The 14,852-nt window shown below is 70.7% G+C and carries 15 protein-coding genes; 2 read left to right on the top strand and 13 right to left on the bottom strand.

What is annotated here, in order from left to right; genetic code table 11:
- Position 1: 1 nt before the first annotated feature.
- The 12 genes from era to EV279_RS11625 all read right to left on the bottom strand — a co-directional run bounded on the left by era (position 2) and on the right by EV279_RS11625 (position 12,313).
- The gene (gene era, locus EV279_RS11680; RefSeq protein ID WP_243728546.1) at positions 2–1,000 is read right to left on the bottom strand and encodes a GTPase Era; all 999 of its coding nucleotides are present in this window, start codon (positions 998–1,000) and stop codon (positions 2–4) included.
- Positions 993–2,396, bottom strand: coding sequence for a hemolysin family protein (locus EV279_RS11675; protein ID WP_133543659.1), 1,404 nt, complete (start codon positions 2,394–2,396; stop codon positions 993–995). Before EV279_RS11675 ends, era begins: the two co-directional genes overlap by 8 nt.
- The gene (gene ybeY / locus EV279_RS11670) at positions 2,393–2,863 is read right to left on the bottom strand and encodes an rRNA maturation RNase YbeY (protein ID WP_133543656.1); all 471 of its coding nucleotides are present in this window, start codon (positions 2,861–2,863) and stop codon (positions 2,393–2,395) included. The genes EV279_RS11675 and ybeY overlap by 4 nt, the downstream gene beginning before the upstream one ends.
- Positions 2,860–3,891, bottom strand: a complete 1,032-nt coding sequence (locus EV279_RS11665) for a PhoH family protein (RefSeq protein WP_243728620.1) — start codon at positions 3,889–3,891, stop codon at positions 2,860–2,862. The genes ybeY and EV279_RS11665 overlap by 4 nt, the downstream gene beginning before the upstream one ends.
- A gap of 43 nt (positions 3,892–3,934) precedes the next feature.
- Complete coding sequence (locus EV279_RS11660) at positions 3,935–4,282, bottom strand: HIT domain-containing protein (RefSeq protein ID WP_133543652.1); 348 nt, start codon at positions 4,280–4,282, stop codon at positions 3,935–3,937.
- Positions 4,283–4,304: 22 nt separating this feature from the next.
- Positions 4,305–5,042: a 16S rRNA (uracil(1498)-N(3))-methyltransferase gene (locus tag EV279_RS11655; protein ID WP_133543650.1), complete on the bottom strand. Its 738-nt coding sequence runs from the start codon at positions 5,040–5,042 to the stop codon at positions 4,305–4,307.
- A 3-nt stretch (positions 5,043–5,045) separates the two neighbouring features.
- Positions 5,046–6,161: a molecular chaperone DnaJ gene (gene dnaJ / locus EV279_RS11650; RefSeq protein WP_133543648.1), complete on the bottom strand. Its 1,116-nt coding sequence runs from the start codon at positions 6,159–6,161 to the stop codon at positions 5,046–5,048.
- Between the two features lie 51 nt (positions 6,162–6,212).
- Positions 6,213–7,253 (bottom strand): heat-inducible transcriptional repressor HrcA, encoded by a 1,041-nt coding sequence (hrcA, locus tag EV279_RS11645; protein WP_133543646.1) that lies wholly within the window; start codon positions 7,251–7,253, stop codon positions 6,213–6,215.
- 105 nt (positions 7,254–7,358) lie between these two features.
- On the bottom strand, positions 7,359–8,576 hold the full coding sequence (gene hemW / locus EV279_RS11640) for a radical SAM family heme chaperone HemW (RefSeq protein WP_133543644.1): 1,218 nt from the start codon (positions 8,574–8,576) through the stop codon (positions 7,359–7,361).
- The gene (locus tag EV279_RS11635) at positions 8,576–9,226 is read right to left on the bottom strand and encodes a DUF1990 family protein (RefSeq protein ID WP_133543642.1); all 651 of its coding nucleotides are present in this window, start codon (positions 9,224–9,226) and stop codon (positions 8,576–8,578) included. The genes hemW and EV279_RS11635 overlap by 1 nt, the downstream gene beginning before the upstream one ends.
- Before the next feature lie 10 nt (positions 9,227–9,236).
- Positions 9,237–11,102 (bottom strand): translation elongation factor 4, encoded by a 1,866-nt coding sequence (lepA, locus tag EV279_RS11630; RefSeq protein ID WP_133543640.1) that lies wholly within the window; start codon positions 11,100–11,102, stop codon positions 9,237–9,239.
- Between the two features lie 65 nt (positions 11,103–11,167).
- The gene (locus EV279_RS11625) at positions 11,168–12,313 is read right to left on the bottom strand and encodes an aminotransferase class I/II-fold pyridoxal phosphate-dependent enzyme (protein WP_133543638.1); all 1,146 of its coding nucleotides are present in this window, start codon (positions 12,311–12,313) and stop codon (positions 11,168–11,170) included.
- A 156-nt stretch (positions 12,314–12,469) separates the two neighbouring features.
- Between EV279_RS11625 and EV279_RS11620 the strand changes: the two genes are divergently transcribed.
- Both EV279_RS11620 and rpsT read left to right on the top strand, forming a co-directional pair.
- Positions 12,470–13,210 carry an alpha/beta hydrolase gene (locus EV279_RS11620; RefSeq protein ID WP_133543636.1) on the top strand — a complete coding sequence of 247 codons (741 nt, stop codon included), beginning with the start codon at positions 12,470–12,472 and terminating at the stop codon, positions 13,208–13,210.
- A 142-nt stretch (positions 13,211–13,352) separates the two neighbouring features.
- Entirely contained in the window at positions 13,353–13,613 is a 261-nt protein-coding gene (gene rpsT, locus EV279_RS11615) for a 30S ribosomal protein S20 (RefSeq protein WP_133543634.1), read from the top strand.
- Between the two features lie 201 nt (positions 13,614–13,814).
- On the opposite strand, the gene holA is transcribed toward rpsT, so the two are convergent.
- On the bottom strand, positions 13,815–14,852 hold the full coding sequence (gene holA / locus EV279_RS11610) for a DNA polymerase III subunit delta (protein ID WP_133543632.1): 1,038 nt from the start codon (positions 14,850–14,852) through the stop codon (positions 13,815–13,817).

The following is a 14,852-nucleotide window of genomic DNA, read 5'->3' as shown; positions in this document are numbered from 1 at the left end:
CTCAGAACCCGAGTCGGCCCAGTTGCTTCGGATCGCGCTGCCACTCCTTGGCGACACGCACGTGGAGCTTGAGGAAGACCTTCGTGCCCACGAGAGGCTCGATCTGCTCGCGGGCGCGGGCACCGACATCCCGCAGGCGCGAGCCTTTGCGGCCGATGATGATGGCCTTCTGACTGTCGCGCTCGACGACGATGTTGGCATAGATATCGGTGAGCGAGCCCGTGTCGCGCTCCTCGAGGTCTTCGATCGTCACGGCGATCGAGTGCGGCAGCTCGTCGCGCACGCCGTCGAGGGCGGACTCCCGGATGATCTCGGCGATCCGATCCTCGAGCGACTCGTCGGTCACGACGTCGTCGGGGTACAGCGCCGGCCCTGCCGGCATGAGCGCGAGCAGCTCGTCGGTGAGCACATCCAGCTGCTCTCGCGTGAGCGCGGACAGCGGAATGACGGCCGCCCAGTCCTCGCGCAGGCTGTCGACCTCCAGAAGGCGCTCGGTGACCTGCTCGCGGGACGCGGCATCCGTCTTCGTCACGATCGCGACCTTCTTCGCTCGCGGGTACCCGGACAGGGACTCGGCGATGCGCCGGTCGCCGGGACCGACCTTCTCGGTCGCCGGGACGCAGAAGCCGATCACGTCGACGTCTCCGAGCACCTGCTCGACGAGGTCGTTGAGGCGCTGCCCGAGCAGCGTGCGGGGCTTGTGGAGCCCGGGGGTGTCGACGATGACGAGCTGTCCCGCGGGGCGGTTCAGGATGCCGCGGATCGCGCGCCGCGTCGTCTGCGGCTTGTCGGAGGTGATGGCGACCTTCTCCCCGACGAGCGCGTTGGTGAGGGTCGACTTGCCGACGTTGGGGCGGCCGACGAAGGTGACGAAGCCGGACCGCCCGTCGACCGGCTCGGGGCCCGGTGCAGGCTCGAGGGCCGACCGGGGTTCGGGGGCCGACGCGGTGTCGGCGGCGGCGGGCGCGGGCGCCGCCTCCGTGGGCTTTTCCTCAGGCACTGCGCTCCCCCTTCTTCGCCTTCGGCGTGACGACGTCGCCCATCGAGGGCTTCAGCACCATGATGGGCTCTGTCCGCGGACGAGACACGGGCACCTCGCCGGTGCGCGGCCGGGCGCCGAACGTCTGCTCCGCCGCCTCGAGGCCCTCGCCCCGCTCGACGAAGACCGTCGCGAGGCCGCGCCCGCGTCCGCGCGACGAGCCGCCGGTGAGCACGAGGCCCGCGTACTCGGCAGTGGCGCCCGGCTGCGGGACGCGCCCGAGCGCCTTGCCGAGGAGCCCGCCGATCGAGTCGACGTCCTCGTCCTCGAGCTCGATGCCGAAGAGGTCGCCCACTTCGTCGAGGCCGAGGCGCGCGCTGACGCGGTACCGGCCCGGGTCGAGCTCGACGACCTCCTCGGCGCGCGGGTCGTACTCGTCGGCGATCTCGCCCACGAGCTCCTCGATGAGGTCTTCGAGCGTCACGAGGCCCGAGACGCCGCCGTACTCGTCGACGACGAGGCACACGTGCACGGCGTCCCGCTTCATCTGCTGCAGGAGCGTCTCGGCCTTCATGGACTCGGGCACGAAGACGGCCCGCCGGGCGATCCGGTTGATGGGCGCGTCACGCCACCCCGTCTCGTCTCGGAAGCCGAACTGCACGAGGTCCTTGAGGTACAGCATCCCCACGACGTCGTCGGCCTCGTCGTCGACGATCGGCACCCGCGAGATGCCCTTGTCGAGGAAGATCTTCATCGCGTCGCGGGTCGAGGCGGAGGCATCCACCGTCACCATGTCGGTGCGCGGCACCATGACCGCCCGCACGATCGTGTCGGTGAACTCGAACACCGAGTGGATGAGCTCGCGGTCGTCCTCTTCGATGAGGTCCTGCGACGCCGCTTCGTCGACCATGTCGAGCAGCTGCTCCTCCGACGCGAACGACGCGCCGCGTGCGACACCCGGCGTCACGCGGTTGCCGAGGGCGACGAGGCCGTGCGCGAGCGGCCCGAGGATGAGACGGGCCCCTCGGATGATCGGCGCCGTGCCGACGACGAGCACCTTCGCGTGCTGACGGCCCCATGTCCGCGGACTCGCCCCGACGATGACGAACGAGATGCCGGTCATGAGGACGGCGGCGGCGAGCATCGCCCACCAGATGCTGTCGAACAGGAGCGTGAAGGCGACGGTGACGAGCACCGCAGCCGTCGTCTCGGCCAGGACGCGGATGAAGACCACGGCGTTGGCATGGACCTCGGGATCGTCGGCGATCCGGCGCAGCGACGTGACGTTGCGCCCGTTCATCGCAAGTTCGCCGAGTCCCTGGCGCGAGGTGACGCCGAGGGCGGCGTCGATGGCGGCCATGAGACCGCCGAAGGCGATGAGCAGCGCCGCGACGAGAAGCAGCAGGACTGGGGTCATGCGCGGTTTCGTCGGCGTTCGGAATGCTGGAAGCCCACGATGAGGTCCTTCTGCAGACCGAACATCTCACGCTCCTCGTCCGGCTCGGCGTGGTCGAAGCCGAGCAGGTGCAGCAGTCCGTGCGTCGTCAGGAGGATGAGCTCGTCCATCGTCGAGTGCTTCGCGGCGGCGGCCTGCGTCTCGGCGACCTGGGGGCACAGCACGATGTCTCCGAGGAGGCCGGCCGGCGTGGGCATGTCCTCGGTCCCCGGCCGCAGCTCGTCCATGGGGAAGCTCAGGACGTCGGTCGGACCGGGCTCGTCCATCCACTGCACGTGCAGGGCCTCCATCGCGCCCTCGTCGACGAGCACGATCGCGACATCCGCGTCGGGGCTCACGTGCAGTTCGGCGAGGTTGTGCTCGGTGAGCCGGAGCAGCACCGTCTCGTCGACGGGGATCCCGGACTCGTTGTTGATCTCGATCGTCATGAGCGCCCTCGCTTCGGAAGATGATCGCGCGGACCGGACGTGCGCGGTGCGGCGGCACGGCGCTCGGCCCGATTGGCGAACTCGTGCGCCTCGTCGCGCTCACGGCGTGCGGCGAGGCGGCGCTCGTCGTACTCGGAGTAGGCGTCGACGATGCGCCCGACGAGCGTGTGCCGCACGACGTCGTCGCTGGTGAGGTACGAGAAGTGGATGTCGTCGACCTCTCCGAGCACCCGCGTCACCAGCCGAAGGCCCGAGGCGCCCTGCGGCAGGTCGATCTGGGTGATGTCGCCCGTGACGACCATGCGCGTGCCGAAGCCCAGGCGCGTCAGGAACATCTTCATCTGCTCGGGCGTGGTGTTCTGGGCCTCGTCGAGCACGACGAAGGAGTCGTTGAGCGTGCGTCCGCGCATGTAGGCGAGCGGCGCGACCTCGATGGTGCCCGTCGCCATGAGCTTCGGCACGAGCTCGGGGTCCATCATCTCGTTGAGCGCGTCGTAGAGCGGCCGCAGATAGGGGTCGATCTTGTCGGTGAGCGTGCCGGGCAGGAAGCCGAGGCGCTCCCCCGCCTCGACGGCCGGACGGGTCAGGATGATGCGGCTGACCTCTTTGCGCTGCAGCGCCTGCACGGCCTTCGCCATCGCGAGGTACGTCTTGCCGGTTCCCGCGGGGCCGATGCCGAACACGATCGTGTTCTCGTCGATCGCGTCGACGTACGCCTTCTGGCCGAGCGTCTTCGGCCGGATCACCTTGCCTCGGGAGGACAGGATGGCCTCTCCGAGCACCTCCGACGGGCGGGGGCCGCCCTCGGTCTGGAGGATCCGGCTCGATGATGCGACGTCGACGGGACCGAGCTCATGGCCCGCCTTCGTCATGGCGAGCAGCTCGTCGACCAGCGACCGCGCGGCGGCGACGGCGTCGGCGTCCCCCGTCAGCGTGATCTCGTTGCCGCGCACGTGCACGTCGACTCCGGGGTGCTCCCTCTCCACGACGCGCAGGAGGCGATCCTGCGGCCCCAGCAGCTGCACCATCGCGACGCCGTCCGCGTAGACGCGGTCGACCGTGGGGGTATCGTCAGGCACCGAGTGTCTTCTCCTCGAGTTCTCCGGCAAGGACGTGGGCGTGGACGTGGAAGACGGTCTGGCCGGCGTTCGGCCCCGTGTTGAACACGAGGCGGAAGTCGCCTCCGCCGTGTTCGGTGGCGAGCGAGCTGGCCAGCCCGATCAGCTCGGCGAGCAGCTCAGGGTCGCCGGCGGCGAGCTCGACGACGTTGCGGTACTCCTCGGACTTCGGGATCACGAGCAGATGCACGGGCGCCTGCGGGTGGATGTCGCGGATCGCGAACGCGTTCTCGGTCTCCGCGATGATCTCCGAGGGGACCTCGCCCTCCAGGATGCGCGTGAAGATCGACGGTTCGCTCATCCCGTCAGTCTAACGGCGGGCCTCACCAGCGGCCCAGGGTGGCGCTGACGACCGCGATCGCGGCCGGACCCGCCGTCGACGTGCGCAGCACCGTGTCACCGAGGCGCACGAGGGTCGCTCCCGCCGCGCCGAGGCGGTCGAGCTCATCGGGCGCGATGCCGCCCTCGGGGCCGACGACGAGCACGATGTCGCGGCCGTCCGCGTCGTCGAGGGAGGCGCCGGAGAGGGGCTGAGTCGCGGTCGGCTCGAGGACGAGGAGGGTGGATGCCGCGGCCCGCCGGGCGAGGTCGCTCGTGGTCGCGAGGCCGGCGACGTCGGGCAGCCACGCGCGATGCGCCTGCTTGGCGGCCTCACGCGCGATGCTCGCCCACCGGGCCGTGCCCTTCGCCGCCTTGGCCGCATCCCATCGCGACACGCTGCGCGCGGCCTGCCACGGCACGATCTCGTCGACACCGAGCTCCGTCGCGGCCTGCACCGCGAGCTCGTCGCGGTCGCCCTTCGCCAGGGCCTGCACCAGCACGAGACGCGGGACGGCCGCGGGAATCTGGTCGCGCCCCGTGATCCGGACCACGACCTCCTTCGGCGAGACCGCCTCGCACGTGCCGGTGAGCCACGCGCCCCGGCCGTCGCCGACCGTCACCTCCTCGCCCGCCCGCACCCGCCGGACGACGGCGGCGTGGTGGGCCTCCGGGCCCTGCAGCGTCACCGCCTCGCCCGGTCGGGCGGTCCCGGAGCCTTCGAGGAGGAAGTGCAGCGGCATCCGTCAGCCGTTCCGGAACCGATCGCGCAGCTTGGCGAACAGACCCTGGTGGAACTCGGAGAGGCGCGGAGCAGGAGCCTTGGAGTGGCGGGCGAAGTCCTCGATGAGCTTGCGCTCCTTGTGGTCGAGGCGCGTGGGAGTCACGACATGCACGCCCACGCGGAGGTCCCCGCGTTGAGTCCCCCGCAGCGGGGTGATGCCGCGGCCCTTGATCGTGAGCACGTCGCCGGCCTGGATGCCGGGTCGCACCTCGAGCTCGACCGGCCCGTCGAGGGACTCGATCGTCGTGGTGGCACCCAGGATCGCGTCGGGCATCGACACCTCGAGCGTCGCGAGGAGGTCGTCGCCCTCGCGGCTGAAGACCTCGTGCGGCTGCACCGTGACCTCGATGTAGAGGTCGCCGTTGGGGCCGCCCGCGGGACCGACCTCGCCGGATCCCGGAAGCTGAAGGCGCAGGCCGGTCTCGACGCCGGCGGGGATGTCGATCGACACGGTACGGCGCGCTCGCACGCGGCCCTGGCCCTGGCAGGTCGCGCAGGGGTACGGGATCGTCGTGCCGTAGCCCTGGCAGACGTTGCAGGGCTGACTCGTGACGACGTTGCCGAGGAGGCTGCGCACCTGGCGCTGGACCTGGCCCGTGCCGTGGCAGATGTCGCACGTGACGGGCGACGTGCCGGGCTGGCAGCACGAGCCCTGGCAGGTCTCGCACAGGACGGCCGTGTCGACGTCGAGGTCGCGGTGCACCCCGAAGACGACGTCCTTCAGCTCCAGCGTCACCCGGACGAGAGCGTCCTGACCCCGCTCCCGGCGCGAGCGCGGACGCCCCTGCCGCCCGCCGGCGGCGGCTCCGAAGAACGTCTCGAAGATGTCGCTGAAGCCGCCGAAGTTCGCGCCGCCACCGCCGAACGGCGAATCGCCGCCTCCCATGTCGTAGCGCGCGCGCTGATCGGGATCGCTCAGCACGTCGTAGGCGTGGGTCACGAGCTTGAAGCGCTCCGAGGCCTCCTCGCCGGGGTTGACATCCGGGTGCAGCTCGCGCGCGAGCCTGCGGTACGCCTTCTTGATCTCGTCCGGCGTCGCGTCCCGCGAGACGCCGAGGACCTCGTAGTGGTCAGCCACAGTCGCCTTCCTGCCCGCGCCGTGCACGGGATCGTCTGGTTCCGCCGCGCCTCAGCGGGCGTTCTCGTCGTCGTCGAGCATGCGGCTCAGGTAGCGGGCCACCGCCCGCACCGTCGCCAGGTTGCTCGGATAGTCCATGCGCGTCGGGCCCAGGAGGCCCACCCGGGCCCGCGCTCCGGTCGCGTCGTAGTCACTGGCGAGGACGGATGCCTCGGCCAGCCCGAACGCCTCGTTCTCGCGGCCGATGCTGGTCGCGAGGCCGTGGCTGTCGGCCACCATCTCGCTCATGAGCCGGAGGAGGGTCACCTGCTCCTCGATGGCTTCGAGGAGGGGGTAGATGCTGCCCCGGAAGTCCGCCTCGCGGCGCGCGAGGTTAGCTGCGCCGGCGAGGACGAGGCGGTCCTGGCGGAACTCCTCGAGCTCGTCGGCGACGTGCCGAACGATCGCGAGGATCGCCTCGTCGCGGGTGGTCGCGCCGTCCTGCGCGGCCGTCAGGTACTCCTCGACGCGCTGAGACCCCTCCCGGACGTGCCGGCCGACGATGAGGTCGCCGACGGTGACCCGGGCGCGGGTCATGACGTCGTCGCCGAGTTCCGCGCGGACGAAGACGAGCCGCTGCGAGACCCGTCCCGTGTCGGTCACCAGGATCACGATGAGCCGACCGCCTTCGAGGGGAACGAGCTCGACATGCGAGACGCTGGCCTGCGCGAACGAGGGGTACTGCACGATCGCGACCTGCCCCGTCAGCTGCGTGAGCGCTCGGACCGTGCGCACGAGCAGATCGTCGAGGTCCCCGGGCCCGTCGAGGAAGGACGCGATGGCGTGGCGCTGCGCCGGGGTCAGCGGGCGGAGCTCTGCGAGATGGTCGACGAAGACGCGATAGCCCTTGTCGGTGGGGACGCGTCCCGACGACGTGTGCGGCGCGGTGATGAGCTCTTCGTCCTCGAGCAGAGCCATGTCGTTGCGGATGGTCGCCGCCGAGACGCCGAACGAGTGCCGCTCGACGATCGACTTGCTGCCGACGGGCTCGTGCGTGTCGACATAGTCCTGCACGATGGCCCGCAGCACCTGGAGTCCACGGTCCGTGACCATCCCGCCCTCCTCACGCCGAATCGCCTTGGCTGGCACTCTCCAGATCGGAGTGCCAATTCTATCCGATTCGAACGGGGCGGACCGGGATGCCGCGCCCCGGCCGGATCAGTCGGTCAGCGCGCGCACGACGGCGTCGGCGAGAAGCCGCCCGCGCCGGGTGAGGACGATCCGCCCGCGGAGCGCGGCGGGGCCTTCGATGAGCCCGTCGGCGATGAGGGTCGCGACCGCATGACGGCCCTCGCCGAGAAGGTCGGCGATCGGCATGCCCTCCCGGATGCGGGTGCGCAGCAGCACGCTCTCGAGGGCGCGGGCCGCGGCATCCGGTCGCTCCCGTCCTGCCGCGGGAGACTCGCCGAGCGCGAGTCGCTGCGCGTAGGCAGCCGGGTGCTTCACGTTCCAGAACCGGACGCCGCCGACATGACTGTGGGCCCCGGGGCCGAAGCCCCACCAGTCGTGACCCTGCCAGTACGCGAGGTTGTGGCGGGAACGGTGCCGCGCATGCGTGGACCAGTTGGAGACCTCGTACCAGTCGTAGCCCCCTGCGGCCAGAAGCTCGTCCGCGAGCTCGTACATGTCGGCCTGCAGGTCGTCGTCCGGGGCCGGCACCTCGCCGCGACGGATCTGGCGGGCGAGCTTGGTCCCGTCCTCGATGATGAGCGCGTACGCCGAGACGTGGTCGGGCTCGAGGGCGATCGCCGTCTCGAGCGATCGCCGCCAGTCGACGAGGGACTCGCCCGGGGCGCCGTAGATGAGGTCCAGGCTCACGTCCAGCTCGCTCGCGCGCGCAGCGGCGACGGCGGATGCGACGTTGAGGGGGTCGTGGGTCCGGTCGAGCGCGCGGAGGACATGCGGGACCGAGGACTGCATGCCGATCGACAGGCGCGTGACGCCGGATGCCGCGAGCTCGGCCGCGACCGAGTCGGTGACCGTGTCGGGATTCGCCTCGACCGTCACCTCCGCGTCCGGCTGGATGCCGAACGCGGAGCGCACGCCGTCGAGCATGCGCCCGAGATCGCCGGGCGGCAGGAGGGTCGGCGTCCCGCCGCCGAAGAACACGGTCGCGGCGGGCCGGAGCGGGCCGGAATCCGCGAGCACGCGCTCGGCGAGCGCCACCTCCTGCAGGAGGGTGTCGGCGTACTCGTCCTGCCGCGCGCCGCGCAGCTCGCCGGAGGTGTAGGTGTTGAAGTCGCAATAGCCGCAGCGCACGCGGCAGAAGGGCACGTGCAGGTAGACCCCGAACGGCGTGTCGGGATCCGCGCGGACCTCGGCGGGGAGCGCTCCGTCCGCGGGAGCGGCCTCGCCGATCGGAAGGGCCGAGCCCATCAGGCGGGGGTCGCGTACAGCGGCGAGATGGCCCGCAGGTAGCGCGTGAACAGCTCGCGACGGCGGCGCCGCACGAGCGCCGGCAGCACCCGGTACAGGAGCGAGACCGGACGGTCGAAGGCGCGCACGGTGAACCACACCTCGTCGTTCTCGTGCCACTCGATCATGAACGACTCCTCGCCGCTGACCACCGATCCGCCGACCGTCCCGAGCGCGAAGCCGACGCGGCGCGGCTCCTCGATCGCGAAGATGACGCGCAGCTCGCCGTCGGCGTTGCAGCCCTGGACCCGCCCCTCCACGACGATCGTCGTGCCGGCCGCGACGAAGGGGGTCCCGTCGGCATCGAAGCGCTGTTCGACCTCGCTGCTGCTCGGCGCGACGGGGTTCCCCTCCGCGTCGAAGCTGACCCCCGAGTACATGGGACCGGATGCCGGACGAACGTCCTTGACCGTGAGACCGGCGCCCTTCTGGGCCACCCACGACAGCAGTGCTTCGCTCGCCGACCGGAAGCGCGTCTCGCCGCTGCCCAGGCGCCAGGACTCCTCGGCGGGAGTGCTGCGCTCCGGCGGGTACTGCATGAGGTCCGGCGCCTGCGTCGCCCCGACGGCGGCGTAGTCGACGGTCTCGTCCTTGAACGTTCCGCGGCGCATGTGTTCCAGGCTACTTCTGCTTGCCCTCGACATCCCCTGAGAGGGCGGCGATGAACGCCTCCTGGGGGACCTCGACGCGGCCGACCATCTTCATGCGCTTCTTGCCCTCCTTCTGCTTCTCGAGGAGCTTCCGCTTCCGCGTGATGTCGCCGCCGTAGCACTTGGCGAGGACGTCCTTGCGCATGGCCCGGATGTTCTCGCGCGCGATGATGCGCGCGCCGATGGCGGCCTGGATCGGCACTTCGAACTGCTGGCGCGGGATGAGCTTGCGCAGGCGCTCGGTCATCATCGTGCCGTAGGCGTAAGCCTTGTCTCGGTGGACGATCGAGCTGAAGGCATCCACCTTGTCGCCCTGGAGCAGGATGTCGACCTTGACGAGATCCGCTTCCTGCGAGCCTGCGGGCTCGTAGTCGAGACTCGCGTAGCCCTGGGTGCGGCTCTTGAGCTGATCGAAGAAGTCGAACACGATCTCGCCGAGCGGCATGTTGTAGCGCAGCTCCACGCGCTCCTCGCTGAAGTACTCCATGCCCAGCAGCTGGCCGCGCCGGCCCTGGCAGAGCTCCATGACAGTGCCGACGTAGTCCTTCGGCAGGAGGATCGCCGCCTTGACGACGGGCTCGGACACCGAGGCGACGCGCCCGTCCGGGTACTCGCTGGGGTTGGTCACGGTGACGTGCTCCCCCGTGTCGGTGAGCACCTCGTAGATGACGCTCGGCGCCGTCGTGATGAGGTCGAGGTCGAACTCTCGCGAGAGGCGCTCGGTGATGATCTCGAGGTGGAGCAGGCCGAGGAAGCCGCAGCGGAAGCCGAAGCCGAGCGCCACCGACGTCTCGGGCTCGTATTGGAGCGAGGCGTCCGAGAGCTTCAGCTTGTCGAGTGCTTCGCGGAGGTCGGCGTAGTCGCTGCCGTCGATCGGGTAGATCCCGGAGAAGACCATCGGCTTGGGGTCGGTGTAGCCGGCGAGAGCCTCCGACGCCGGCTTCCGCTGGTTGGTGATCGTGTCGCCCACCTTCGACTGGCGCACGTCCTTGACGCCGGTGATGAGGTAGCCCACCTCGCCGACGCCGAGGCCCCTCGTCGGGGTCGGCTCCGGGCTCGAGACCCCGATCTCGAGCAGCTCGTGCGTCGCCCTCGTCGACATCATCTGGATGCGCTCGCGCGGCTCGAGCTTGCCGTCGACCATGCGGACGTAGGTCACGACCCCGCGGTAGGCGTCGTAGACGGAGTCGAAGATCATGGCGCGCGCCGGGGCGTCCGCGTTCCCCTTCGGGCTCGGGATGTCGCGCACGATCCGGTCGAGCAGCTCCTCGACACCCTGCCCGGTCTTGCCGCTCACGCGCAGCACGTCGTCCGGGTCGCCGCCGATGAGGTTCGCCAGCTCCTTCGCGAACCGGTCGGGGTCGGCGGCGGGGAGGTCGATCTTGTTGAGGACCGGGATGATGTGCAGGTCGTTCTCGAGAGCGAGGTAGAGGTTCGCGAGCGTCTGCGCCTCGATGCCCTGTGCCGCGTCGACGAGGAGGATGGCGCCCTCGCATGCCGCGAGCGAGCGTGAGACCTCGTACGTGAAGTCGACGTGGCCGGGGGTGTCGATCATGTTCAGCGCGAACGTGGTCGCCGAGCCCGTGGCGGGGTCGACGGCGCCCCACGGCATGCGCACGGCCTGGCTCTTGATCGTGATGCCGCGCTCACGCTCGATGTCCATGCGGTCCAGGTACTGGGCGCGCATGTCGCGCTCCGCGACGACGCCGGTGATCTGCAGCATGCGGTCGGCGAGGGTCGACTTGCCATGGTCGATGTGGGCGATGATGCAGAAGTTGCGGATCGCCTCGGGAGCCGTGGCGGACGGCTCGAGGGGCTTCAGGGCGCGCGGGGACATATCCGGCTCAGTCTACCGGCGGGCGGCCCCGCGCCCGGGCCGTTCATGCCCTGCGCCCGGGCCGTTCATGCCCCGGGTGCGGGCAGTCGCCCGAGGCCCTCCAGCAGGTCGTCGCGGCGCGCCGCGCAGCAGACGCGGATCCATCCCTCACCCGTGCGGCCGAAGGCGCTGCCCGGTGCCACGGCGACCCGGTGCTCGTGGAGGAATCGCTCGGCCCAGGCCGCGACATCCCCGTCCGTCGCGTGCGAGACGTCGATCCAGAGGTAGAAGGCCCCCGTCGGGGCGAGGTACGTCAGCCCGCGCTCGTCGAGGAGCGCCGTCGCGGCGACGAGGTTCTCGCGGTAGTGCGCGGCCGCCGCGCGCACGTGGTCCTGGGAACCCGTGATCGCTTCCAGCGCCGCGTGCTGCGCGGGCATGTCGACGCACGAGATGGCGGACTCCTGCACGCGCAGCATGGTCGCCGAGAAGCCTCTCGGCGTCACGAGCCATCCGACGCGCGCACCCGTCATGGCGTACGTCTTCGACGTCGAGAAGACCGAGAAGACGCGGTCGTCGGCGTCGAGCGAGGCGGGGCTCACGTGCGGGATGCCGTAGGTGAAGGCCTCGTAGCACTCGTCGCTGAGCACCCACAGGTCGTGCCGTGCAGCGAAGTCGAGCAGTGCCTGGATCGTCGACGGCTCGAAGGTCGACCCGAGCGGATTCGACGGCGAGTTGACGATGAGCAGCCGCGTGCGGTCGGTGACGAGGGCCTCGAGCTGGGCCAGGTCGGGCTGGAAGCCCCTCTCGGGGCTCAGTGCGTAGGGAACGGGCACGGCGGCCAGCATGTGGGCGTTCATCGTGAAGGTCGTATAGCCGGGGTCCGGCACGAGCACCTCGTCGCCGGGCGCGAGCGTGAGGCTCATCGCCTGGTGCAGCGCCTGCGTGGCGCCGACGGTCACCCAGACCTGCTCCACGTCGACCCGCACGCCGTTCGCCTGGTCGAGCCGGTCGACGATCGCGCGGCGCAGCGGCGCGATGCCCCCGTTGGGGCCGTAGCGGACGTGCCCCTCCCGCCAGGCCGCCGCCGCTGCTTCCCGGATCGCCGGCGCAGGCTCCTCCCCCGGCTCGCCGACGGCGAGGATGATCGCGTCGTCCAGTCGCAGCGCCTGCTCGAGGATGTGCCGGACACCGGAGCCCGGCATGCCGAGGATGTGGTCCGCGAGGCGTGGCATGCGGCCCACTCTATGGCGCCGGGACGGGCGGTGAGCTGCTCCGGATCCGTACGACGGCGACGACTGGGATGCCTCGGGCAGAGGCATCCCAGAACTCGTCCGCCGGTGCCGATCCGGTCTCGGGCGCCGACGTCGCAGGGCCCGTAGTGTGGCTCCATGACAGTCCAGGTGGTGCTCGTGCACGGCATCCGGACGTCGGCGACCATGTGGCGCGCGCAGGTGGAGCATCTCGAGCGGCGCGGCAATCCGGTGACGGCGGTCGATCTTCCCGGACACGGCAGCCGGAGGGCCGAGGACTTCACCCTCGACGGCGCCTTCGCCACCATCGACGAGGCCGTCCGGGCGGCCGCCGAGCAAGGTCCGGTGCTGCTGTCGGGCCATTCGATGGGCGGACTGCTGGGCATCGAGTACGTCGGCGCCGAGATCCCGCCCCCCGTCGCCGGCTTCATCGCGGTCTCCTGCACGGCCGTCCCGCGCGGGGTGGGCCTCGCCGCCTATCGCATGCTCGCGCGCGGCTTCGATTCGCTCCCTGACCGCGGGATGTGGCTCACCGATCGGATGCTCGACCGCATCCTGCCGGCGGAGACCCGCGCCGACTTCGGCGCGGGCGGCTACGCCCTGGACGCGCAGGACGTGGCCCTTCGCAGCCTCTCGGTCCTCGATCTGCTCGCGGCGCTCGGTCGGATCGACGTGCCGCTGTGGTTCGTCAACGGGCAGTACGACCAGCTCCGCGTCAGCGAGCGGCTCTTCCTGCGGGTGGCTCCCCAGGCCGAGCTCATCGTTGTGCCGCGGACCACGCATCACGTCACGGTGATGCGTCCCGAGGTCTTCAACGCCGTCCTCGAGCTGGCGCTGGCGACGCTCGAGGCTTCGGGGAGCGCGTCAGCAGGCGGCTGAGGCGCGGTTCGGGTGAGGAGGCTTTCCCTGATAGACTCGGTGATTGGTTTGCGCGTGGGTCCCACCCTGCGCGCGCCGGAGGCGCCCCTCTACCGCTGGCCGGCAGTCATCCGAATTCCTCCGAACGAAAGAACGTCGACACGTGGCGAACATCAAGTCGCAGATCAAGCGCAACAAGACCAACGAGAAGGCGCACGAGCGCAACAAGGCCGTCAAGAGCGAGCTGAAGACGCTCGTCCGCCAGACCCGCGAGGCGATCGCAGCCGGTGACAAGGCCGCTGCCGAGAAGTCGCTCTCGAAGGCGACCCGCAAGCTCGACAAGGCCGTGAGCAAGGGCGTCATCCACCGGAACCAGGCGGCGAACCGCAAGTCGGCGATCTCGAAGCAGGTCGCGGCGCTCTGAGTCGCTGAGCACGTCGCACGAAGGCCCGTCCCGTCAGGGGCGGGCCTTCGTCGTTCGCCGCCGCCGCATCGAGTCGAGCGCGCGGGTCCGAGTCGAGCGCGCGGGTCCGAGTCGCGCCCTGTGAGGCCATGTCTCACGCCCCGGAGCCCGACCCTGCTGATCTGCGGGGGGAACGGATGCTGCAGCTCCGCGGATCGCGGGTCAGGAGCCGTACGGCGCTCGCGTCGCGATGACCGTCACAAGGCGTTCGAGCGAGAACACCGGGTCGCGCGAGGCGCCCTTCACCTCCGCGTCGGCACGGGCGGCGGCCTGGATAGCCATGCCCAGCGAGTACTCGGACCACCCGACCAGATCGCGACGGGCCCGGTCGACCTGCCAGTCCTTCAGCCCGAGCCGCGATGCGACGGCGACCGACGACTCGCGACTGCCCGCGACCCGCGCCATCGTCCGCAGCTTCATCGCGATCGCCGCCACGAGCGGCACCGGATCCGCCCCCGAGGCGAGCGCGTGCCTCAGCGCGATGAGGGCGTCGCCGTAGCGGCCCGCGATGGCCGTGTCGGCGACCGTGAAGGCCGAGGTCTCCACCCGCCCTCCGTAGTAGCGCTCGACGACCTGCTCGGTGATGTCACCGGGCACGTCGGCGACGAGCTGCTGACAGGCGGCCGCGAGCTCGGTGAGGTCATCGGCGAACGCCGACACGAGGGTGCGGAGGGCGATGGGCGCGATGCGCTTCTTCGCGGCCTGGAACTCGCCGGCCGCGAAGTCGAAGCGATCGCTGTCGCGCTTGACGGCGGGGCAGGCGATCTCGACACCGCCGCCCGTGCCGGCGCGGATCGCGTCGAGCAGCTTCTTGCCGCGAACCGTCGCTCCGGTGTGTCGGAGCACGACGGTCGCTCCCTCCTGCGGCGCCGCGAGGTATGAGATCGCCTCGGCGAGGAAGGAGTCCGAGCACTTCTCGACACCCGAGACCCGGACCAGGCGCGGCTCACCGAACAGCGACGGCGAGGTGACCGACAGCAGGGTTCCGGAGGCGTAGTCGTCGGCGCGGACATCGGAGACCTCGAGGCTGGGATCCTCCGCCCGGAGGTAGTCCCGCAGCGTCGAGATCGCTCGCTCGGCGCAGACCTCTTCGGGGCCTGAGACCAGGACGATCGGCGCCGGCTGCGGATTCCGCCACGGCAGCTGAGGGATGGCGCTGCGGACCTTCGCCGGAGCGGCCCGTCTCGAACTCGTCGCCAT

This window comes from Microbacterium sp. BK668, from assembly GCF_004362195.1.
Taxonomy (GTDB): domain Bacteria; phylum Actinomycetota; class Actinomycetes; order Actinomycetales; family Microbacteriaceae; genus Microbacterium.
Note: the sequence above shows the minus strand (reverse complement) of the source record. Positions and strands in the feature narration are given on the sequence as shown.

Coding starts and splice junctions, on each gene's coding strand:
- EV279_RS11665 (WP_243728620.1), bottom strand. CDS start 3,891: ATGGTGCAGCTGCTGGGGCCGCAGGATCGCCTCCTGCGCGTCGTGGAG.
- lepA (WP_133543640.1), bottom strand. CDS start 11,102: ATGTCCCCGCGCGCCCTGAAGCCCCTCGAGCCGTCCGCCACGGCTCCC.
- holA (WP_133543632.1), bottom strand. CDS start 14,852: ATGGCGACGAGTTCGAGACGGGCCGCTCCGGCGAAGGTCCGCAGCGCC.
- EV279_RS11625 (WP_133543638.1), bottom strand. CDS start 12,313: ATGCCACGCCTCGCGGACCACATCCTCGGCATGCCGGGCTCCGGTGTC.
- hemW (WP_133543644.1), bottom strand. CDS start 8,576: ATGGGCTCGGCCCTTCCGATCGGCGAGGCCGCTCCCGCGGACGGAGCG.
- ybeY (WP_133543656.1), bottom strand. CDS start 2,863: ATGACGATCGAGATCAACAACGAGTCCGGGATCCCCGTCGACGAGACG.
- EV279_RS11620 (WP_133543636.1), top strand. CDS start 12,470: ATGACAGTCCAGGTGGTGCTCGTGCACGGCATCCGGACGTCGGCGACC.
- hrcA (WP_133543646.1), bottom strand. CDS start 7,253: ATGGTCACGGACCGTGGACTCCAGGTGCTGCGGGCCATCGTGCAGGAC.
- EV279_RS11655 (WP_133543650.1), bottom strand. CDS start 5,042: ATGCCGCTGCACTTCCTCCTCGAAGGCTCCGGGACCGCCCGACCGGGC.
- EV279_RS11675 (WP_133543659.1), bottom strand. CDS start 2,396: ATGACCCCAGTCCTGCTGCTTCTCGTCGCGGCGCTGCTCATCGCCTTC.
- EV279_RS11635 (WP_133543642.1), bottom strand. CDS start 9,226: ATGCGCCGCGGAACGTTCAAGGACGAGACCGTCGACTACGCCGCCGTC.
- EV279_RS11660 (WP_133543652.1), bottom strand. CDS start 4,282: ATGAGCGAACCGTCGATCTTCACGCGCATCCTGGAGGGCGAGGTCCCC.